Source organism: Hydrocarboniphaga daqingensis, from assembly GCF_900129825.1.
GTDB classification, from domain to species: domain Bacteria; phylum Pseudomonadota; class Gammaproteobacteria; order Nevskiales; family Nevskiaceae; genus Hydrocarboniphaga; species Hydrocarboniphaga daqingensis.
Window position 1 is genome coordinate 23389 of record NZ_FQWZ01000004.1, and the last position, 20723, is coordinate 44111.

Sequence of the window (20723 nt, forward strand, 5' to 3'; positions counted from 1 at the left end):
CGCGCTGCGCGATGATCCTTCGACGAACGGTCGTAGATATACCATGACCGAATGGCGGTGGCAGCCGCATCGCCCTCGCGCGACGCGGGGATCAGCGCGAGCCGGTCGGTGGCACCCGGAACCAAGCCGCGTACAGCGCCGGCACGAACAGCAGTGTCAGCAGCGTGGCGGCGATCAAGCCGCCCATGATCGCCACCGCCATCGGGCCGAAGAACTCCGAGCGCGACAGCGGAATCATCGCCAGCACAGCGGCAGCCGCAGTCAGCACGATCGGGCGCAAGCGGCGCACCGTGGCGTCGACGATGGCGACGTTGGGCGCATGGCCGGCCTTGATGTCCTGCTCAATCTGGTCGACCAGGATCACCGAGTTGCGCATGATCATGCCGGCCAGTGCGATCGTGCCGAGCATCGCGACAAAGCCGAACGGCTTGCCGAACAGCAGCAGCGCCACGGCCACGCCGATGATGCCCAGCGGCGCGGTCAGGAACACCAGCAAGGTCCGCGAGAAGCTCTTGAGCTGGATCATCAGCACGGTCAGCACGCTGAGCAGGAACAGCGGCATGCCGGCGTTGATCGACGCCGATCCCTTGCCGCTGTCCTCGACCGTGCCACCGACGTCGATCCGGTAGCCGCGCGGCAGTTCGATCTGCTGAATCTGCGGCAGCAATTGCGCCACGACTTGCGGTGGCTGCAACGCGCCGTAGATGTCGGCGCGCACGGTGACGGTCGGTACGCGGTCGCGACGCCACAAAATGCCGTCCTCGAAGCTCGATTCGAGCCGCGCCAGCTGCGCCAGCGGCACCGTGACGCCGCTGCCGGTCGGGATCGTCAGCGAGCCGAGCAGGTTCAGGTATTCACGTTCGGCCACTGGCCCGCGCAGCACGATCGGAATCAGCTTGTTGTCTTCGCGGTATTCGCTGATCGTGCCGCCATTGGTCGACACACTGATCACCTGCGCGATGTCCGACGACGACACGCCCAGTTCGCGGGCACGATCCTGATCGATCGCGACCCGGATGACTTTCGACTTCTCCCAGGTATCCAGATGCACGCCGGCCGGGTAGGGGTTGGCACGCAGGATCGCCGCCACCTTTTCAGCGACGCCAGTGGCGACGCTGCGATCGGGGCCCGCGACGCGAAACTGCAGCACGTAGCCGACCGGCGGCCCGTTCTCGAGCCGGTTGACGCGCCAGCGCAGATCCGGGAACAGCAAGGGCAGCTGCTGCAGCAACTCGCTGCGCAGCCGCTCGCGATCCTTGATGCTCTTGGTGTTGATGACGAACTGCGTGAAGCTCGCGGCCGGCAACTGCTGGTCGAGTGCCAAGTAGAAGCGCGGCGTGCCGGCGCCGACGTAGGCGACGAAGTTTTCGATGCCGTCGAGCGTCTTCAAATGCGCTTCGAGTCGCCGCGCTGCCTCGTCGGTGGCGTCGAGTGAAGCACCTTCGGGCAGCTTCAGGTCGACCAGCAGTTCCAGCCGGGTCGACGACGGGAAGAACTGCTGCGGCACGCTGCCGAACAGCACGATCGCGCCGACGAAGATGCCCAGCGTCGCCGCGATCGTCTTCCAGCGGTGATCGACGCACCACTGGCAGGCGCGGCGGAACGTGCGATACAGCTTGGTATCGTAGAGCCCGGCATGGTCATGGTCGTGATGCACGGTATCGGCGCCATCGGCCTGATGACGTTCCGGCAGCAGGTAGTAGCCCAGCAGTGGCACGAATACGACGGCAGCGATCCACGACAGCAGCAGCGCGATCGTCACGACCTGAAAGATCGAGCGCGTGTATTCGCCGGTGCTCGACGTCGCCGTGGCGATCGGCAGAAAACCGGCGGCGGTGATCAGCGTGCCGGCCAGCATCGGGAACGCAGTACTGGTGTATGCGAATGCCGCTGCCTTGGTCCGACTCCAGCCCTGTTCGAGCTTCACGGCCATCATCTCGACGGCGATGATCGCGTCGTCGACCAGCAAGCCCAGCGCCAGCACCAGCGAGCCGAGCGAGATCTTGTGCAAGTCGATGCCGAAGTAGGCCATCACCACGAAGGTGGCGGCCAGCACCAGCGGAATCGTCAGTGCTACGACCAGACCGGTGCGCGCGCCCAGGCTGATGAAGCTGACCGCGAGCACGATGGCCACGGCCTCGATCAGCGAGCGGACGAATTCTTCGATGCCGCGCGTGACCGCGCGTGGCTGGTCGGCGACGCGCTCCAAGCTCATGCCCAGCGGCAGCCCGGCGCGGATGTCGGCAATTTCAGCGTCCAGCGCCTTGCCCATGCGGATGATGTGGCCGCCTTTTTCCATCGACACCGACACGCCGATCGCGCGTTCGCCGTCGACGCGCATCCGCGTCGCGGGTGGGTCCTGGTAGCCGCGGTAGACATTGGCGATGTCGCCCAGGCGCAGCGTGCGACCCTGGTCGGAGATCGGCAGCTGACGCACTTCTTCCAGCGTCTGCAGACGGCCGCTGACGCGGACGTGGATGCGTTCGCGGGTCGTGTCGAAGCTGCCGGTGGCCACGACGGCGTTCTGCGCCTGCAGAGCGGCGACGACGGCATTGAGCGGGATGCCGAGCTGGCCGCGCTTGGCATTGGCCAGGTCGATGAACAGTCGCTCGTCCTGCAGGCCGAGAAAGTCGACCTTGGCCACTTGCGGCACGCGCAGCAAGCGCTCGCGGATGCGGTCGGCATAGTCCTTCAGTTCTTCGTAGCTGAAGTCCTTGCCGGTCAGTGCGTAGATGTTGCCGTAGGTGTCGCCAAACTCGTCGTTGAAGTTGGGCCCGATGATGTTGGACGGAAGCCGGAAGCGGATGTCGCCGATCTTCTTGCGGATTTGGTAGAACGATTCCTCCATCGCCGCCGGCGGCAGATCGTCACGAATCACGATCGTCACCACCGACTCGCCCGGCCGCGAATACGACCGCACGTAATCCAAGGTTTCGAGTTCGAGCAGCTTTTCTTCGATCCGGTCGGTCACCAGGCGATCGACTTCGTCGGCGGTCGCGCCGGGCCACGAGGTCTGGATCACCATCACGCGGAACGTAAACGGCGGGTCTTCCGACTGGCCCAGGTTCAGGTAGGCCTGCGTGCCCATCAGCGCGCACAGCACCATGAAGAAAATCACCAGCGTGCGGTTGTTCAGCGCCCACTGGCTCAGATTGAATCCACCCATCGTCGTGCTCCGGTGGCGCGTGGCGTCAGAGCGCAACCGGCGCGCTGCGATCGATCGGCTTGACCGGCATTGCGGGCGTCAGCAAGTGCACGCCGGCCGAAATCAGTCGGTCGTCGGGCTTAATGTCGCCGGCGATGATGACCGCATCGTTCAGCAGCTGAACCACCTTGACCGGCAGCGGCTGCGCTTGCAGCTGCTCGCCCGCGGCGACCACGCGCCACACCACCGGCGTGCCGCTGCTGTCGCCGACCGCGGTCAGCGGCAGCCGCCACAGCGGCTCTTCGGCGGGCGTGCCGACCTGCACGCTGGCCGTCATGCCCAGCTTCACGGCATCGTCGGCGTTGACGATGCTGATTCGGGCTTCGTGCGTGCGCGTGCTGGCGTCGGCCGAGCCGGCAATTTCGCGTACGCGCGCCTCGTACAGCTTGCCGGGCTGCGCCCACAGCGACACGCGCAGCGACGGCGCCGATCGCAGGCGCTCGACGGCGGCTCCCTCGGGTACGTTGATCCGCACTTCGCGCTCGCCATTGCGGGCGAAGCCGAGCACCGGCTCGCCGGCAGCGACGACGCGGCCGGCATCGGCCTGTACTTGCGTCACCAAGCCGTCCGCATCGGCGACCAGGCTGGTGTAAGCGGCTTGATTGCGGCTGACCGCCAGCTGCGAGCGCGCCTGCTTGAGCCGCGCCTGGGCCAGCTCCATCTGGTTGCGACGCAGGTCGAGCAGCGAGGCGCTGACGAAGCCGCGCTGGTTGAGGTCGACGTGGCGCTGGAATTCGCTTTCGGCGAGCCGTGCATCGGCCTCGGCCGCCGCCACCGACGATTCTGCGGCCTGCACGTTGAGTCGTGCGTCGATCGGGTCGAGTACCGCCAGAACATCGCCCTTGCGGACTTGGGCGCCGATGTCGACGCGACGTTCAATGATCTTGCCGGCGACGCGGAACGACAGCGCGGATTCGACCCGAGCGCGGACCGTGCCTGGATAAAACTCGGCGGACCCGGCGTCGCGCAAAGCCTGAGGCGCGATCACGGCCACCGGTCGGGCGCTGACCACGGGCGCCTCGGGCGCATGGCAGGCCACGACGGCACTCGCCGCCATAAAGACGATGGCAAACCCCTTGATGTGCTGCATGCTTTCTCCCGACGGCCGGTGCGTGTCCTCACGCGCGGGCCGGATGCCGTTTTTCTGAACGCTACAGTACAGTAATGCCGATGGACGATTCCACCTCCCCAGCGCGACGCAAGAAGACCCCGGCGAGCCGCGGCCGTCCGCGCGACCTCGACAAGCGCGAGGCGGTGCTGGCGGCGGCCAAGCAGCTGTTCGGCATCGACGGCCTGCGCGGTACCAGCATGCACGCCATCGCCGAGGCGGCTGGCGTATCGAAAGTGACGCTGTACAGCCACTTTGCCGACAAGGACGCGCTGTTTCGCGAATGCGTCGCCTGCGCTTGCGCCAGCCATGCGCCGCCCGAGGCCTACATGCTCGGTGGCGACCGTCCGCTGCGCGAGCGGCTGACGCTGATCGCGCTGGGCTTTTTCGACATGATCACGCAGCCGGACGCGCTGGCGCTGTACCGGCTGATGGCGGCCAACCCGCGCCGGCATCGCAAGCTGTCTCAGCTGTTCTGGGAAGTCGGCCCCGAATCCACGATGCAGCGCTTCGCTCAGTTGCTGGAAGCCGCTACGGCGGCTGGCGAGTTGAACGTGCCCGACTCGCGTGCAGCGGCCGCGCACTTCTTCTTCCTGGTCAAGGGCGAGCACCACTTGCGGCTGCTGATCGGCCTGGCCGACAAGGTCGGCGCCGATGCGCGACGCGCTCAGATCGATAACGCCGTGTCGATGTTCCTGCGCGCCTACGCGCCGGCGACCTGAGCGCGCGTAGGCCGCGAGGCCGGTGCTCAAGCGTCGGGCGATGGCGTTGTTGGAGCGGGCTGCAAGTGCGACAGATCGACGTCGCGGATCACGGCCGTGAACGATAGCTGGTCCTGGATCGCCTGGCGGTTCGGGTCCCAGTAGACCTGCAAAAATCCGAGCAGGCCGGTCGTCAGCCCGGCCGCGTAGCCGCCGTAGCGGCTGAAGCTGCTCCAGTACGACAACGGCCGGCCCGACAGGTGGACGACGCGGATGCCGACCAGCTTTTTGCCGGGCGTCTGCCCGGCCCACAGCGTCGTGAACACGGTGAAATAGACCGCGGCCCAGCCGAACGAAAGGCCCAGATCGTCGAGCATGCCGAGCAGTTGGCGCAGCAGGCTGTATTCGGTCTCGCCATCGCGGTCCGCGGCCGCTGGGTCTTCGAGAGGCGTTGCAGAAGCTGCGGCCGTTGCCGCGGGGTCGCTGGTCGACGCATCCGGGGCTGCGGCCGCCGCGGCGTCGTTATCCAGCGCCTCGCCGGCCGCAACGAGCAGCACGCTGCGCTCGGCGGGGTCGGCGGTCGCATCGTCGATCTGTTCGAGCATCAGCTTGAGCTTGTCGGCGCGGCTGCCGCGGGCATCGCTGAGCGTGGCGCCCATTGCGGCAACCGCCGCCGTGCGGCAGTCGGCCGTGTCGCAAGCCTGCAGCGCAATCGCCGATGCACCGAACGCGAGGCCCGTGCCCCCGCTCATGTTCAACTCGCCTGCGTCGTCCTTGGTTTGCGCATCGTGGTCGTCGCCCAGATAGCGATCCCACAGCGGCTGCACCAGCGCGACCACCAGCGCGAAGATCATCAAGGCCAGCAGCAGACGGGCCGATGCACCGAGTCCGCGGCCGATACGGCTGCGCGGCTGATGGCGGTTCTTCAGCCAGCCCGATGCGAAGACCGCCGCGACGACGGCCAACAGGATGCCGCCGGTCTTGGCCAGCATGAACACCAGCACGCCGTCGATGCCGATCGCGATCGCGCGCTGCCGGGGCGTGGCCAGCGGCAGGCCGAGCAGAGACGGGGCGATACGGAAGGCGTGCGGCGTGATGATGTCGCGCGGATCATGCGCCGGCGCCGCGTAAGCCTCGCGGTCGGTGGGCGCCCGTTCCCAGGCCGGGTGCAGGTCATGACGAGGTTGCGTCGGGTCGGTGCCGGTTTCGGCCATCGCACGCGTTGATGACTTAGGCGTCGCCGCGTCGACCGAAAACGTCGACGGCGTTTCCTTGTGCTCAGTCTCCATCACCGCCTCCATCGTGACCGCCGTCGCCGTCGGCGGGTGCATCGCCATCAGCCGCGCCATATCGATCGGCATCAGGATCGCCGTCGCCGAGCAAGCCGACCGGTGTGATCCCGTCGTCGCCGCGATCGTCGCGCGGCGGCGCCATCGTGTAGTGCAGGCCGCCGATCGCCATCAGATAGAAGTCGACCGCGAACAGCAGCGGCAGATGGCCCGGTCGGCGCGGATCGATACGCTGGTCCCGGCAGGTCTGCCACCAGCAGCGGCGCAGGGCTTCGTCGGTTGCCGGGTCCTGGCCGAACGGCTGCGCTTCAAGTGGCTCGATCGGTTGACCGAACGCAGCCTTGCAGAATTCAGCATAGGCGGAGGTTTCGTTGGCAAATGCGCGCCACGCGCGCTCGACGCTGCGCGATGGCAGCGCCACGCGCCGGCCGTCGCTGCGCTGCCAGGCGATGAAGAACTCGCGCAGCGCCGACCAGGCCTGCTCGCGCTGATGTGCGGTCCAGTCGGGCTCGATCACCGCGAGCCGGCGATCGACGCTGTCGGGAAACCGATAGCCGCGCACGAACCGCCGACGCTCGACGCGACGTCGCCGCCGTTCGCCAACGACCCAAATGGCAACCGTCGCCAGCGCCAGTATCGCGAGCAGCCATTCGGGAATTTGCATGTCAGCCCTCGTCAGCGGTCTGCTGCAGGTGGATGCGCCAGGCATCCAGCTGCAAGCCGGCAATCGTGCTCGGCCTGGCTTCGATCCGATGGCCGTGATCGGCGCCGATGGCGTCGATGAAGTGCCCGCAGGCGAGGATCTCGCTGCGACGGGCGACGTCTTCGCCCAGCTTGAACGCGGTGTTGACCGCATCGCCATGCGCATCGCAACCATCGATCAGCAGCACCCGTCCGTAACTCAAGCCGATGCTGACCGGCTGTGCTTGCGGGTCGGCATGCATCTGCTGGTGGATCGCAATCGCCGCCGCGAGCGCCGAACGCGGCTGCTCGAATGCGGCCAACAGGTTATCGGCTTCGTACTTGACCACCTCGCCGCCGTGGCGGGCTACCAGCGGCGCGGTGATCGCGTGCATGCGACGGATCCGGCACAAATACGACAGCACGCCGTCGCGGCGCACCGATAGCGAAAAGTCGCTCATGTCGAGCGCCAGCATCGCCCTGTCGCGTCCGTAGCGCGCCCAGATGTCGGCTTCCAGCGATGCGCGCTGAGTGGCCACCGCGTCGGCGTAGCGGTCGATTTCCGCAAAAAAGCTGCGCATGTCGCTGGCCACGATGGTTCGTCCCTGTCGGCCGCGATGGCCGATTCTTCAAGCGGTGGTCAATCCTGTAGCACGGCGCGGGCCGCATTGCGGCCGCAGGCGCCCATGACGCCGCCACCCGGATGCGTTGCGGCGCCACACAAGTACAAGCCGCGCACCGGCGTGCGGTAGTCGCCCCAGCCGGGCACCGGACGGAATGCGAACAGCTGATGCAGCGGCATGCTGCCCTGAAAGATGTTGCCGCCGGTCAGGCCGAAGCGCGCTTCGAGATCGGGCGGTGCCAGCACTTGGCGATGCAGTACCGAGCGACGGAAGTTCGGAGCAAGGCGGGTGATCTCGTCGATGCAGCGGTCGGCAAACACCTCGCGGTGCTGCTGCCAGTCGGTGCCGGCCAGCGTATACGGCGCGTACTGCACGAACAGGCCGACGATGTGATGCCCCGGCGGCGCCAGCGTCGTGTCGACGCTACTCGGGATCGTCATCTCGATGACCGGACGTTCGCTGGTCTGGCCACGCCGCGCGTCCTCGTAGGCGCGTTCGATGTAGTCGGGCGTGGCGCCGATATGGATCGTGCCGCGGTGCTGCGGTCCCGGCTCGCTGCTGGTATTGGGCAGCGCGCTGAAGTCCGGCAGTTCGGACACGGCGAGGTTGATCTTGACGCTGGCCGACGCGTAATCGATGCGCTTCACCGCCGCGTCGAAGCGCGTCGGCAGCAGGCCCGGCGCCAGCAGCTTGCCGAACGTGACCGCCGCCGTGGCATTGGAGATCACCTGGCGTGCGGCGATGCGCTCGCCGGTGGTCGTGCGCACGCCGCTGACGCGGTTGTGCTCGACCAGAATCTCCTCGACCGTCGTGTCGCACTGGATCGTCACGCCGCTGGCTTGCGCGGCCTTGGCCATCGCGCCGCTCAGTGCGCCCATGCCACCTTCGACATAGCCCCAGACGCCGCGCGCGCCGCCGGCCATGCCCATCACGTGGTGCAGCAGCACATAGCCGGTACCCGGCGCGGACGGCGGCGCGAACGTGCCGATGATCGCGTCCGTGGCCAGCGTGCCTTTAACGGCGTCGGATTCGAACCAGCGGTCGAGGATCGGCGTTGCCGGCCCGGTCAGCAGCTCGATCGCCTCGGGCAGTTCCTCGCCCAGCGATTTCATCGCTCGATACAGCGACTGGCCGCGCCGCAGGTTACGCAAGCGGTCGAGCAAGCCGCGCTGGCGCCATTCGGGCGGCAGCGGGAGCAGCTCGGGCGGCGTGTCCATCAACGCCGGTTCCAGCGTTTCGGCGATCCGTGACAGCCAGGCTTCATAGCGTGGATAGGCCTCGGCATCGCGTGCCGAAAACGCGGCGATTTGACGCTGCGTCATTGCCGCATCGGGGCCCATCAGCAGGCTGCGGCCATCCTCGAACGGAGTGAACGACGACGGGCTGCGCGGCAGCACGCGGTAGCCGTACTGCGCCAGCTGCAGCTCGCGCTCGACTTCCGGCAGCAGCAGGCTGACGACATAGCTTGCTGTCGAGCAGCGGTAGCCCGGCGCCAGCGATTCGGTGACGGCGGCGCCACCGATGATGGGGCGGCGCTCCAGCACCAGCACGCGTTTGCCGGCTCGCGCCAGATAGGTGGCGCAGACCAGGCCGTTGTGGCCGCCGCCGATGATGATCGAGTCGTACATGCGGCTATCGTAAGCCAGCCCGCGCGACCGTCGTGCCGTCCCGACGGTGTGGCGTCAGCCCGGGTCGCGCGCGGGCGGCTTGCGCCGACGCGGTGCCTTGGTCGCGGCACGGGGCTTGGCTGCAGCGGCTTTGCGTGGGCGGCGCGCAGGCTTGGGTGCCGGCGTTGCTGCGGCAGGCGCGTCGTCCTGATCCTCTTCGCGATCACGGGTCATCGCGCTGCGCAGCAGCTTCCAGGTCGGATTGCGGCGGATCAGTTCCAGGCTGCCGTGGAGCACGGCCGACGGGTCGAACGATTCGCCAGCAGCACTGACTTTCTCGCGCAGAAACCGCACGACGTCGTCTTGCAGGCCGGCGACATCGGGCAGGCCGAGAAAGCGGCGCAGTTCGTCAGGCTGGACGTCGATTTCGATCTTGATCCGCATCAGCTCGCTCCGTCTTGCAGCAATCTCAGGCAGAAACGACGAACAAGGCCACCGTACAGCCGACGGCGCCGAACCAGACGATCGAGCGCAGCGTGGCCAGGTTGGCCAGATAGCACAGCCCGAATGCGATCCGCAGTACGACAAAGCCGACCGCCAGCGCATCGATCTGCGCTTGCGGAGCATGCGCCAGCGTCTGCGCGATGATCACGGCGGCTGCAAACGGCGGAAACGCTTCGAAGCTGTTCAGCTGTGTCGCATGAGCGCGCTGGCGCCAGCCGGTGGTCTGGTCCAGATAGCGTCGCGGGTTGGCGTTGTCGAATCGTTTGCTGAATTTGGCGGCCAGCGTGAACGGGAACGGCAGCAGCGCGGCTGCCAGCACACACCACAGCGCAATGGTCATCGCAGGCTCCTCAGGTGGCCGTCAGCAGCTGTTGGGCCTTGCGGTACATCGCACCGGTGCGTTCGACGATCTCGTCCGGCAGATCCGGACCTGGCGCCTGCTTGTTCCAGGTCAGCGTCTCGAGATAATCGCGGACGATCTGCTTGTCGAAGCTCGGCGGGCTGATGCCGGGGCGATAGGTGTCGGCCGGCCAGAAGCGCGACGAGTCGGGCGTCAGCACTTCGTCGATCAGATGCAGCTGGCCGTGCTCGTCCAGGCCGAATTCGAACTTGGTATCGGCAATGATGATGCCGCGCGCCAACGCGTACTCGGCTGCTTCGCGGTAGATCCGCAGCGTGGTGTCGCGCAGCTGTTGGGCCAGCGCCGGGCCCAGCCGCTGCTCGACATCGGCATAGCTGATGTTTTCGTCGTGGCTGCCGACGGGCGCCTTGTCTGCAGGTGTAAAAATCGGCTCGGGCAGTCGGTCGGCGATGCGCAAGCCGGCCGGCAGTTCAATGCCGCAGACGCGGCCCGTGGTTTGGTAATCCTTCCAGCCCGATCCGATCAGATAGCCGCGCGCGACGCATTCGACCGGTATCGCCTTGAGCTTGCGGACGATCACTGCGCGACCGGCGCACTGCGCGATTTCATCGGGCGTCAGCCAGTCTTCGAGCCGCATCTGCGGCGCCATCTGGTTGGGCAGCAGCGAGGCGAAACGCTGCATCCAGAATTCGGTCAGCGTCTGCAGCACGGCGCCCTTGCCGGGAATCGGGCGGGGCAGAATCACATCGAACGCCGACAGGCGGTCGCTGGTAACGATCAGCATGTGCTGCTCGCCGACGGCGTAGATGTCGCGCACCTTGCCGCGATGGATCCGCGGCAGGCTGTCGATTTTCGATTCGAAAAGGGCGTTGCTCATGCGTAATGACCGTTGTCGGAGGCAGTACCGGCAGGCCGGCATGATACGCGAGCCCGTCGTGGCGGCGCGCCGGGCTGCAAAAGCGTGGCAGTGGCCGTCTTTGGCCGCATAATCGCGCCATTCGGGAGATAAGCGCGATGCTGACGATGTTTTTTGAAATGGCGCTGTACGCCTTGGGCGCCGCGTTGATCATTTACTTGGTCTATACGCTGTTCCTGTCCAGCGGCAGCGCACAGAAGCCGGAAGCCAAGAAGCACCGTCGCTTCGAGCGGCGCGAAGGCGAGCGTGGCGATCGCCGCAAGGTCGACAAGGGGCCGCCCGAAGGCATGGCCGAGCGTCGTCGCGATTCGCGGCGCAACCGGGACTGATGCGCGCCGCGCCGCGTGCATCGCCGCGGCGCCCTGGATCGGACCCCACAACAACAAGGAGCGGCGCATGGTGCGCAGAGACAAAAAAGTTCTGGTCATCGGTTCTGGCGGGCGCGAACATGCGCTCGCGTGGAAAATCGCACAGTCACCGCGTGTGGCGGAAGTCGTTGTTGCGCCGGGCAACCCGGGCACCGCGTCCGAGCCGCGTTGCCGCAACGCCGATGTTGCCGTCGACGATATCGCCGGCCTGCTCGAGTTGGCGCGACGCGAGTCGGTGGCGCTGACCGTCGTCGGTCCCGAAGTGCCGTTGTCGCTGGGCGTCGTCGATGCGTTCGAAGCCGCCGGCCTGCGCATTTTCGGACCGACGCGCGAAGCGGCGCAGCTGGAGTCATCCAAGGCGTTCTCGAAGGACTTCCTGGCGCGGCACCGGATTCCGACCGCGCAATACCGCGTGTTCAACGAACTGGAGCCAGCGCTCGATTACATCGACGAGCGCGGCGCCCCGATCGTGGTCAAGGCCGACGGGCTGGCGGCCGGCAAGGGCGTCGTCGTTGCCACCAGCGTCGATGAAGCCAAGGCGGCAGCGCGCGACATGCTCGGCGGCACGATGCTTGGCCGTGCCGGCGCTCGGGTGGTCATCGAGGACTTCCTCGACGGCGAAGAAGCCAGCTTCATCGTCGTCGCCGGCGGGTTGCAGTACGTGCCGATGGCCACGTCCCAGGACCACAAGCGCATTTTCGACGGCGACCAAGGTCCGAACACCGGCGGCATGGGCGCGTATTCCCCGGCGCCGGTGGTCACGCCAGAGGTTCATGCGCGGGTATGCCGCGAGGTCATCGAGCCGACCTTGCGCGCAATGACCGACGAGGGCCGCCCATTCACCGGCTTTCTGTATGCCGGCTTGATGATTGACTCGCGCGGCGGCATCAAGGTGCTGGAATTCAACACGCGGATGGGCGACCCGGAGACGCAGCCGATCCTGTTCCGTCTTGAGTCCGACTTGGTCGACCTGCTGGACGCGGCGCTCGATGGCCGGCTGCAGCAGACCCCGGTGCAGTGGAATCCACAGCCGGCGCTGGGCGTCGTGCTGGCAGCGGCCGGTTACCCCGGTACCGTGCGCAAGGGCGATGTGATCGCCGGCCTCGACGCGGATCTGGGCACTGCCAAAGTGTTTCATGCCGGAACGGCCGCAGCAGGCGACGCCGTCATAACGGCCGGCGGGCGTGTGCTGTGCGTCGTCGCACGCGGCGATAGCTTGGCGCAGGCTGGCGAGCAGGCGTACCGCGCGGTCGAGAAGATTCGCTGGGATGGCTTGCAGTATCGCCGCGATATCGGGCACCGCGCGCTGCAGCGGGATTCCTGACGCGGACGTGATGCGGTCTGGCTGCGGCGCCGCGCCTATCAGGCGCTGCGGTCAAACGAGCCGGCTTGGTCCGGACACTAAAATTGTAGTTTGCTAAGAGGAGAAGCCATGGTCGGCAAAGTATCGACGGCGACAAAAAGTGCTCGGCATCTTGCACGTAGCGGCATCGCGCTGGCCGCGATGGGCATCGGCTCGGCCCAGGCACTGGAGTTGGAACTGGGGCCGATCACCGGCAACCTCAATACCAACATGACATTTGGCGCTGCGATGCGCATGGAAAGCCGCGCCGACAACCTGGTCGGCAAGGCGTTCCTGGATCCGAATGCCTGCGGCGTCCGCGATGGCGTCAACTATCAGTCGTGCCAGGCCGTGTTTCGCGACCAAATCTTCCCGTCACAGCGGCTGTTCGAAGCCCCAGGTGCGCCAACGGCGCGTGCTGACGACGGCAACCTGAACTACGACAAGTACGATCTGACGCAGGCACCGTTCAAGGTCACGCAGGATCTGACGTTGAACTGGGGCGGCATCGGCCTGTTCGCGCGCTGGTTGTACTTCTATGACTTCGTCAACAACGACTTCATGGAGAACCGTCCCAATCTGATCACGGCCGAGAATGCCGCACAGGTCGGCATCACCGGTGACCGCGAAGCCAATCGTTATTTCGACCGCGTCTACGGCCCGGGCGGGCAGGTACGTCAAAAGCGTTCCGACGGCGAAACGCTGCGTCAGATCGGCACGGATCTCCAGCTGCTCGATCTGAACATCTTCGGCACCTTGCCGCTGTGGAACGAGCGCGAACTGAACTGGAAGATCGGCCGGCAGAATCTGAACTGGGGCGAAAGCACGTCGCTGGTCGTCAACAGCCTCAACCAGATCAACCCGCCGAATGCGAACAACCTGTATCGGGTCGGCGCCCAGCTTGAAGAAGTCTTCCAGCCGGTCGGCATGGTGACCCTGTCGGGCGAGGCTTTCGCCGACGTGCAGTTTGAAGTCTTCTATCAATTTGAATGGTTGCCGCTCGAAGCGCCGGCGCCGGGCAGCTATCTGTCGTTCGCCGATATCGGCACCAACAACGCGGTCGACTACGCCAACCTCAGCTTCGGCGGTTCGGCTGACGACGAAGCTGGCGTCGGCTTCCCGCTGAACAGTCCACTGGCTCTGATCACGCCGACCACGACGCGGGCGCTGCGCGCGCCGGATCGTGAGCCCGACCATGGCGGCCAGTACGGCATTTCGCTGAAGTACTACTCCGAGGAACTCAATAGCGGCACCGAGTTCGGTCTGTACTTCATGAACTATCACTCGCGGCTGCCCTATGTGAGCTTCAACGCCACCGATGCCAGCTGCGCCCGGCGCGAAGGCAACGCTCAGGGCATCGATGCGCGCAACACGCTCGAGTTCTTCGCGGCTTGCAACAATCTGCCGGCCTACGATCCGGCTTCGGTCGGCGCAGTGCTGCAACAGGCCGGCGCGATGATTCTGGCCAACCCGGCATCGCTGACCGACTTCGGTGGCAACCTCGGCGGCCTGGCTGCCGCGCTGACGCCCAATCCCGGCCAGCCGCTGTCCGACGCCGTACCGCTGGATACCGGCAGCGTGTTCTTCGAGTACCCCGAGAACATTCAGCTCTACGGCCTGAGCTTCAATACGGCCTCGGGCGACTATTCGTTCCAGGGTGAAGTCGCCTATCGGCCGAATCTGCCGCTGCAGGTGTCGATCGTCGATCTGGAATTCGCGGCTGCAGGCCCGACGCTGACGCGCTGCCACGATCGCGATTTGAACTGCGCCGGCTCAACGGCCGGTCGTGGTATCGATGCCAGTGGCCAGCTGGTCAACTACGGCAGCAGCGACTTCCTCGACGCCAATGGCAACAACCCGTTCCCGGACACGGTCAACCTGATCGTCGGCGCGGCGCCGGGCTCGGCGCGCTCGTTCCCGAGCTTCGTCGTGCCGTATCGCGGTGGCACGCTCGGCGAAACCGCGCCGAACAGCTACATCCGCGGCTATGAGCGCTTTGATGTGCTGCAGTACAACCTCGGCGTGACCCGCGTGCTCAGCGGTACCGAAAACTGGATCGGCGCCGACCAGATTCAGATGGTCGGCGAACTTGGCGCGACTCATGTTCCGGGCTTGCCGAGCTATGACCGCCTGCAGATCGAGTCGCCCGGCGTCTACTACCATGCCTCGGCCGGCGCCGATGGCAGTGGTGCCGATGGCAGCCGCCAAGCCTGCTCGACGAACCCGACCTGCCACGTCGGCCCTGACGGCGCGCGCTTCAATCCGCATCAGGCCAATCTCGATGACCTGGTCGACAAGTTCTCGTGGGGCTATCGCCTGATCGCGATCATCAAGTACGAAAGCGTGTTGCCCGGTATCAGCGTGCAGCCGTTCGTGCTGTTTGGCCACGACGTTAACGGCACCGCGCCTGGCCCTGCGGAAAACTTCATCGAAGACCGCAAGCAGCTGCAGACGCTGGTTGAAACCCGCTATCGCGACTCGCTGTCATTCACGCTGGGTTACGCTTGGTTCTGGGGTGCGGGTGCCGCCAACCTTTATCGTGACCGTGATTACGCGCAGGCCTTCGTCCGCTACCAGTTCTAACGTCGCTGCTGCCTGACGCGGAACAAACCGCTCATCAAAAAGCCGCCGCAGATCGGATCTGCGGCGGCTTTTTGATGGGTGGTGGTCAGTGGCGGCTGCGTGAGGCCGGCAAATGGTGCTCAGGGAGCGGTCGCGACGTCGTACTCGGCTTGGGTCTTCGCCAGCAGTTGGCGATTATCGTGCTGCCAGGGGTGAAAGCTCGGCTTGAACCAGTCGGCCCATGCCGGAATGATCCGGCGGAACGGTCCCGGCGTCACGAACATGAAGCCGAGCAACTCGCGCCAGCCGCGCCAGTCGCTGCCGTGACCGTCGCGGCGGACGATGCGAATCAGATAGGCCCAGACATGGGCAGTGAAGTAGAACGACACGCTCAGCATCATCCAGCAGCGCAGCAAGTAGGCTCGCAAGCCACTACCGAACACGTGGCGGTATAAGTCGAATGCAACGGCCTTGTGCTCGGTTTCTTCCAGCGCGTGCCAGCGCCACATCTGGCGCATCGTCGGATGCGCGCCGGCCAGCACCGCGTCGTCCGAAAGCACGGCGTGAGCCATGATCGCCGTGAAGTGCTCCAGGCACAGCGTCATCGCCAGCTGTTGTGCCGGTGAGGCTTTGTCGCGTGCCAGGTTCAAGTTGCGGACGGTTTCCGCTTCCAGCTCGCTGGCGCCGATGCCTTGGGTTTCAAGGCGCTGGTTGTAGTCGCGGTGCTCTCGGGAATGCATCGCTTCCTGGCCGATAAAGGCTCGGATATCGGTCGCCAGCTGGGTGTCGGCCGGCACGCGATCGCGATAGTGGCGCAGGCTCTCGATGAAGAAGCGCTCGCCTTCGGGAAAGAACAGCGACATCGCATCGAACAATCGCGTGCGGTGAACATGGCCGCCAAGCCAGTAGCGCGGAATCGGCTCCTGGTTGAAGTGCAGGTCGCGCCGCTTGATGGTCGGGCGATAGGAAGAGTGCGTTTCGGTCATGCCCTCATCTCCTTTGGCGACATTCGAACGTCGCCAAGCCGGCTGGCGCGAAGCGGGGCAGGGCCCGCGCCGCGCCAACGCGACTAGTTGCGCTTCATCGAATCGAAGAACGCTTCGTTGGTCTTGCTCTGCTTCATGCGGTCGATCAGCAATTCCATCGCCGCCAGTTCATCCATCGAATGCAACAGTTTACGCAGGATCCAGATCTTGTTGAGGTCGCGTTCGTTGACCATCAACTCTTCCTTGCGGGTGCCGGAGCGATTGATGTTGATCGCGGGGAACGTGCGCTTCTCGGCGATGCGGCGCTCGAGGTGCAGTTCCATGTTGCCGGTGCCCTTGAACTCCTCGTAGATCACTTCGTCCATCTTGGAGCCGGTGTCGATCAGCGCCGTGGCGATGATCGTCAGCGAGCCACCTTCTTCGATGTTGCGCGCGGCGCCGAAGAAGCGCTTCGGCTTTTGCAGCGCATTGGCGTCGACACCGCCCGACAGCACCTTGCCCGACGAAGGCGCAACGGTGTTGTATGCGCGCGCCAGTCGCGTCAGCGAGTCGAGCAGAATCACCACGTCGCGCTTGTGCTCGACCAGGCGCTTGGCCTTCTCGATGACCATCTCGGCGACCTGCACGTGACGGCTGGCCGGTTCGTCGAAGGTCGACGCAACGACTTCGCCGCGCACCGTGCGCTGCATGTCGGTGACTTCTTCCGGGCGCTCGTCGATCAGCAGCACGATCAGATAGACGTCCGGATAGTTGGCGCCGATCGACTGCGCGATGTTCTGCAGCATGATCGTTTTGCCGGCCTTCGGCGGGCTGACGATCAAACCACGCTGGCCCTTGCCGAACGGTGCGACGATATCGATGACGCGCGCCGTGATGTCCTCGGTGGTGCCGTTGCCGCGCTCCATCTTGAACTGCTCGTCGGCGAACAGCGGGGTCAGGTTTTCGAAGCTGACCTTGCGCTTGCTGACTTCCGGCGGCTCGAAGTTGATCGTGTCGACTTTCAGCAGCGCGAAGTAACGCTCATTGTCCTTCGGGCTGCGGACGCGCCCGGCGATCGAGTCACCGGTGCGCAGGCTGAAGCGGCGAATCTGCGATGGCGACAGATAGACGTCGTCCGGGCCGGCCAGATAGCTGGCATCAGGGCCGCGCAGAAAGCCGTAGCCGTCCTGCATGATCTCCAGCACGCCGTCGGCCATGATGTGGTCGCCGCGCTTGGCGGCGGCGCGCAGGATCGCAAACACCAGATCCTGTTTGCGCGTGCGGGCGATGTTTTCGAGGCCCTGACTCTCGGCCAGTTCCAGCAACTCGGCGGCCGTCTTCTTCTTCAGTTCGGGGATGTAGACCAGCTTGGGCGGTTCCTGAGGAACCTGCGGCTGCTGAGGCTGCTGCTGGCCGCGCGGGTGGCCGCCTTGGCCATTGTTCTGATGCCGGCCACCGTGCGGTTGACCGGCGTTGTTGACGGCAGCATTGCCGCCCACATTGCCGTTGCGGCCTTCGCCGTTGCCTTCGTCGCTGATGATGGGCACGCCGTCGGCGTCAAACGACTCGCTCTGCAGAGCCACCATGACCGGCGGCCCTGCATTCTGGGCGGCTTCTTCCGCCTCCTCGTCGATATCCAGCGGCAGGCCATCCTGGCCTCCGTCCTTGGGTTGGCCGGCTCGATTGTTGTTTGAGCCGTTGGAGTGACGGCGGCGGTGCTTCATCATTCGTTGGTCAGGCCACGTTCAAATGGGGAGTCACGAAGGCGGCGAGCTGTGCCTTGTGCACGGCGCCGACTTGTGTGGCGGCGGGCTTGCCGTCCTTGAAGAGAATCAGCGTCGGAATTCCGCGAATACCGAACTGCGGCGGCGTGCCCGGATTTTCGTCGACGTTGAGTTTGACGACCTTGAGCTTGCCGGCCTGTTCGGCGGCGACCTGTTCGAGGATCGGCGCGATCATGCGGCAGGGGCCGCACCATTCCGCCCAGAAGTCGACCAGAACCGGCACGCTCGACTTGAGCACGTCTTGTTCGAAAGAGGCGTCGGTGACGGGGGAGATGTGTTCGCTCATGGGTTGGACCTCATTGAAGGCGGAAACCGCGCGGGGCCGCGTTCGCGGTACAGAAAAGAGTTGGAGCGCGGCAGGGAACTGAGTCTGGGGTCGATCAGGCTCGGATCAAGTACTGCGGCGATGGCACCGTCGCGCAGGAACACACGACGATTGTTATGATTCGATTTTCAGGGGAACCAACGTGCACCGCGACTGTGTCCGAAGCAGGCTTTCGGGCCAGTGAACACAGAGCGGGATGGCGTTATTTGATCCCATTCGTTGCTGCCTTGCAAGTCCGTGCGACGCGCTCCGGATTGCGCGGGGACCCGTCATCAGGTCACTGTGGCCGAGCTGACATCGAACGGACTATATAGAGAGAGCATGCTACCCGATCACCTTTCAGACGTAAGCTTCCAATCACTGGGGCTGCATCCGACGCTGCTGTCGAGCCTCGCCAAGATGGGCTACGACTATTGCACCCCGATCCAGGCGCAGACTTTGCCGCTGGCGCTGGCAGGTCACGACATCGCCGGTCAGGCGCAAACCGGAACGGGCAAGTCGGCTGCTTTTCTGCTGGCGACGATGCACAAGCTGATGACTGACCCGCGCACCGGTCCGGATGGCCAGCCTCGCGCCTTCATGCTGGCGCCGACCCGTGAGTTGGCGATTCAGATCCATGCCGACGCGATGAAGCTCGGAGCCGACACGGGTTTGCGGATGGCAGTCTGCTACGGCGGTACGGGCTACGAGTCGCAGCGCCAGGCGATCGAGGGCGGCATCGACATCTTGATTGGTACGCCAGGGCGGCTGATCGACTACTTCAAGCAAGACATCTACACGCTCAAGCACATCGAAGTGGTGGTGCTCGACGAAGCGGACCGGATGTTCGACCTCGGCTTTATCGCCGACATCCGCTACCTGTTCCGGCGCATGCCGGAAGCGGCTCGGCGCAAGAACTATCTGTTCTCGGCGACGCTGAGCCAGCGCGTGCTCGAACTGGCCTACGAGCACATGAACAGCCCGACCAAGATCGAGGTGCAACCCGAGCGGATGACGGCCGACCGCGTGCGGCAGTCGCTGATCCACGTCGCCAATGACGACAAACTGCCGATGTTGATTGGCCTGCTACGGCATCACTCGCCGGTTCGTACGCTGGTGTTCATCAACACCAAGCGCGACGCCGAAGATGTCGAGAACACGCTGCGCGCCAATGGCTTCGAGGCCAGCACGATCTCAGGCGACGTGCCGCAGAACAAGCGGATGAAGCTGCTCGAAGACTTCAAGGAAGGCCGATTGCCGATCCTGGTCGCGACCGACGTGGCAGCACGCGGCTTGCACATTCCGGCGGTCACTCACGTGATCAACTACGACCTGCCTCAGGATCCGGAAGACTACGTTCACCGCATCGGCCGCACCGCGCGTGCCGGTCAGAGCGGGGACGCGATCTCGCTGTGCTGCGAAACCTACGTGTATTCGCTGCCCGATATCGAGCGCTACATCGGCAACCGGATTCCGGTCGAGCAAGTGCCCGACGAATGGCTGCCGACGGACTTCGTGCGCGGTCCTCGGCCGCCGCGGCAGAACTTCGGCCGTCCCCGCAGTGGCGGTGGTGGTGGCGGCGGACGCCGTCCCGGCAGCGGCGGTCCGCGCCGGCGCTGACCGATGAGTGTGGCGCAGGCCCTGCTGTCGCCGGCATCGCTGCTGGTGCCCGACTGGCCTGCACCGGCCCGTGTGGCGGCGGTGCAGACCACGCGGATCGGCGGCGCGGGGCAGGGCGCCTACGCCGGGTTCAACCTGGCCACGCATGTCGGCGACGATCCGGCACACGTGGCGGCCAACCGTGCGGCGCTGCGCCGGTATCTGCAATTGCCGGGCGAGCCGCACTGGCTGGACCAAGTACATGGCACGCAGGCGGTGCACCTGAGCGGTGACGCAAGGCTGCCCGCCGACTGCAACGCCCGCGATGCGGCGTGGACCGACCAGCCGGCCCAGGTTTGCGTGGTAATGACGGCCGACTGCCTGCCGGTCCTGTTCTGCGATGACGAGGGACGTTGCGTCGCGGCGGCGCACGCGGGCTGGCGCGGCCTGGCCGACGGCGTACTCGAAACCACGATCGCAGCGCTGCCGGCAGCACCGCAGCGGCTGATGGCCTGGCTGGGCCCGGCGATCGGCCCGGCCGCCTTCGAGGTCGGCAGCGAGGTTCGCGCTCGCTTCGTCGCGGACGACGCGGGCAGTGCCGCTTGTTTCGCGCCGGCTGGCGCGCCCGGCCAATACTTTGCCGACCTCTACGCGCTGGCACAGCGCCGCTTGCATCGATCGGGTGTGGCGCGCGTCTATGGCGGCCAGGCCTGCACGCTGACCGATCGCGAGCGCTACTTTTCGTTTCGTCGCGACCGCGTCTGCGGCCGGATGGCCAGCCTGATCTGGCTGCGGCCTTAATTC

18 protein-coding genes are annotated in these 20723 nt (G+C 65.7%); 6 read left to right on the forward strand and 12 right to left on the reverse strand.

The annotated features are described in order from the left end of the window. Window positions 1-91: 91 nt before the first annotated feature. Together BUB09_RS08790 and BUB09_RS08795 are read right to left on the reverse strand one after the other, a co-directional pair. Entirely contained in the window at window positions 92-3166 is a 3075-nt protein-coding gene (locus BUB09_RS08790) for an efflux RND transporter permease subunit (protein WP_072896775.1), read from the reverse strand. Window positions 3167-3191: 25 nt separating this feature from the next. After that, entirely contained in the window at window positions 3192-4295 is a 1104-nt protein-coding gene (locus BUB09_RS08795; protein ID WP_072896776.1) for an efflux RND transporter periplasmic adaptor subunit, read from the reverse strand. Window positions 4296-4375: 80 nt separating this feature from the next. On the opposite strand from BUB09_RS08795, the gene BUB09_RS08800 reads away from it, so the two are divergent. Then, a complete protein-coding gene (locus BUB09_RS08800) occupies window positions 4376-5035 on the forward strand; it encodes a TetR/AcrR family transcriptional regulator (RefSeq protein ID WP_072897413.1) in 660 nt (219 codons plus the stop codon). 26 nt (window positions 5036-5061) lie between these two features. On the opposite strand, the gene BUB09_RS08805 is transcribed toward BUB09_RS08800, so the two are convergent. The 7 genes from BUB09_RS08805 to BUB09_RS08835 are packed head-to-tail and all read right to left on the reverse strand — an operon-like array spanning window position 5062 to window position 10956. Continuing rightward, complete coding sequence (locus BUB09_RS08805; RefSeq protein ID WP_217650275.1) at window positions 5062-6375, reverse strand: RDD family protein; 1314 nt, start codon at window positions 6373-6375, stop codon at window positions 5062-5064. Continuing rightward, a complete protein-coding gene (locus tag BUB09_RS08810; protein WP_072896780.1) occupies window positions 6293-6967 on the reverse strand; it encodes a UCP032817 domain-containing protein in 675 nt (224 codons plus the stop codon). Before BUB09_RS08810 ends, BUB09_RS08805 begins: the two co-directional genes overlap by 83 nt. Window position 6968: 1 nt before the next feature. Continuing rightward, the gene (locus BUB09_RS08815; protein WP_139250213.1) at window positions 6969-7577 is read right to left on the reverse strand and encodes an adenylate/guanylate cyclase domain-containing protein; all 609 of its coding nucleotides are present in this window, start codon (window positions 7575-7577) and stop codon (window positions 6969-6971) included. 47 nt (window positions 7578-7624) lie between these two features. Next, the gene (locus tag BUB09_RS08820) at window positions 7625-9235 is read right to left on the reverse strand and encodes a phytoene desaturase family protein (protein WP_072896784.1); all 1611 of its coding nucleotides are present in this window, start codon (window positions 9233-9235) and stop codon (window positions 7625-7627) included. Window positions 9236-9289: 54 nt separating this feature from the next. Then, window positions 9290-9658 carry a hypothetical protein gene (locus BUB09_RS08825; protein ID WP_072896786.1) on the reverse strand — a complete coding sequence of 123 codons (369 nt, stop codon included), beginning with the start codon at window positions 9656-9658 and terminating at the stop codon, window positions 9290-9292. A 25-nt stretch (window positions 9659-9683) separates the two neighbouring features. After that, entirely contained in the window at window positions 9684-10058 is a 375-nt protein-coding gene (locus tag BUB09_RS08830) for an MAPEG family protein (protein ID WP_072896788.1), read from the reverse strand. 10 nt (window positions 10059-10068) lie between these two features. Then, window positions 10069-10956, reverse strand: coding sequence for a phosphoribosylaminoimidazolesuccinocarboxamide synthase (locus BUB09_RS08835; RefSeq protein ID WP_072896789.1), 888 nt, complete (start codon window positions 10954-10956; stop codon window positions 10069-10071). Between the two features lie 137 nt (window positions 10957-11093). Between BUB09_RS08835 and BUB09_RS08840 the strand changes: the two genes are divergently transcribed. The 3 genes from BUB09_RS08840 to BUB09_RS08850 all read left to right on the forward strand — a co-directional run bounded on the left by BUB09_RS08840 (window position 11094) and on the right by BUB09_RS08850 (window position 15288). Then, window positions 11094-11324: a hypothetical protein gene (locus tag BUB09_RS08840; protein WP_072896791.1), complete on the forward strand. Its 231-nt coding sequence runs from the start codon at window positions 11094-11096 to the stop codon at window positions 11322-11324. 67 nt (window positions 11325-11391) lie between these two features. Then, window positions 11392-12687 carry a phosphoribosylamine--glycine ligase gene (purD, locus tag BUB09_RS08845; RefSeq protein ID WP_072896793.1) on the forward strand — a complete coding sequence of 432 codons (1296 nt, stop codon included), beginning with the start codon at window positions 11392-11394 and terminating at the stop codon, window positions 12685-12687. Between the two features lie 108 nt (window positions 12688-12795). Beyond that, entirely contained in the window at window positions 12796-15288 is a 2493-nt protein-coding gene (locus BUB09_RS08850; protein WP_072896795.1) for a DUF1302 domain-containing protein, read from the forward strand. Between the two features lie 119 nt (window positions 15289-15407). Here the strand turns inward: BUB09_RS08850 and BUB09_RS08855 are convergent, their stop codons facing one another. The 3 genes from BUB09_RS08855 to trxA form a co-directional block, all read right to left on the reverse strand. Next, window positions 15408-16253 carry a metal-dependent hydrolase gene (locus tag BUB09_RS08855; RefSeq protein WP_072896797.1) on the reverse strand — a complete coding sequence of 282 codons (846 nt, stop codon included), beginning with the start codon at window positions 16251-16253 and terminating at the stop codon, window positions 15408-15410. 83 nt (window positions 16254-16336) lie between these two features. Then, complete coding sequence (gene rho, locus BUB09_RS08860) at window positions 16337-17590, reverse strand: transcription termination factor Rho (protein ID WP_245793249.1); 1254 nt, start codon at window positions 17588-17590, stop codon at window positions 16337-16339. A 376-nt stretch (window positions 17591-17966) separates the two neighbouring features. Next, the gene (trxA, locus tag BUB09_RS08865) at window positions 17967-18302 is read right to left on the reverse strand and encodes a thioredoxin TrxA (protein ID WP_072896799.1); all 336 of its coding nucleotides are present in this window, start codon (window positions 18300-18302) and stop codon (window positions 17967-17969) included. A gap of 360 nt (window positions 18303-18662) precedes the next feature. Here trxA and BUB09_RS08870 point away from each other — a divergent pair, with 360 nt between their 5' ends. Next, complete coding sequence (locus BUB09_RS08870; RefSeq protein WP_072896801.1) at window positions 18663-19940, forward strand: DEAD/DEAH box helicase; 1278 nt, start codon at window positions 18663-18665, stop codon at window positions 19938-19940. Window positions 19941-19943: 3 nt separating this feature from the next. After that, entirely contained in the window at window positions 19944-20720 is a 777-nt protein-coding gene (gene pgeF / locus BUB09_RS08875) for a peptidoglycan editing factor PgeF (RefSeq protein WP_072896802.1), read from the forward strand. Window positions 20721-20723: the final 3 nt, after the last annotated feature.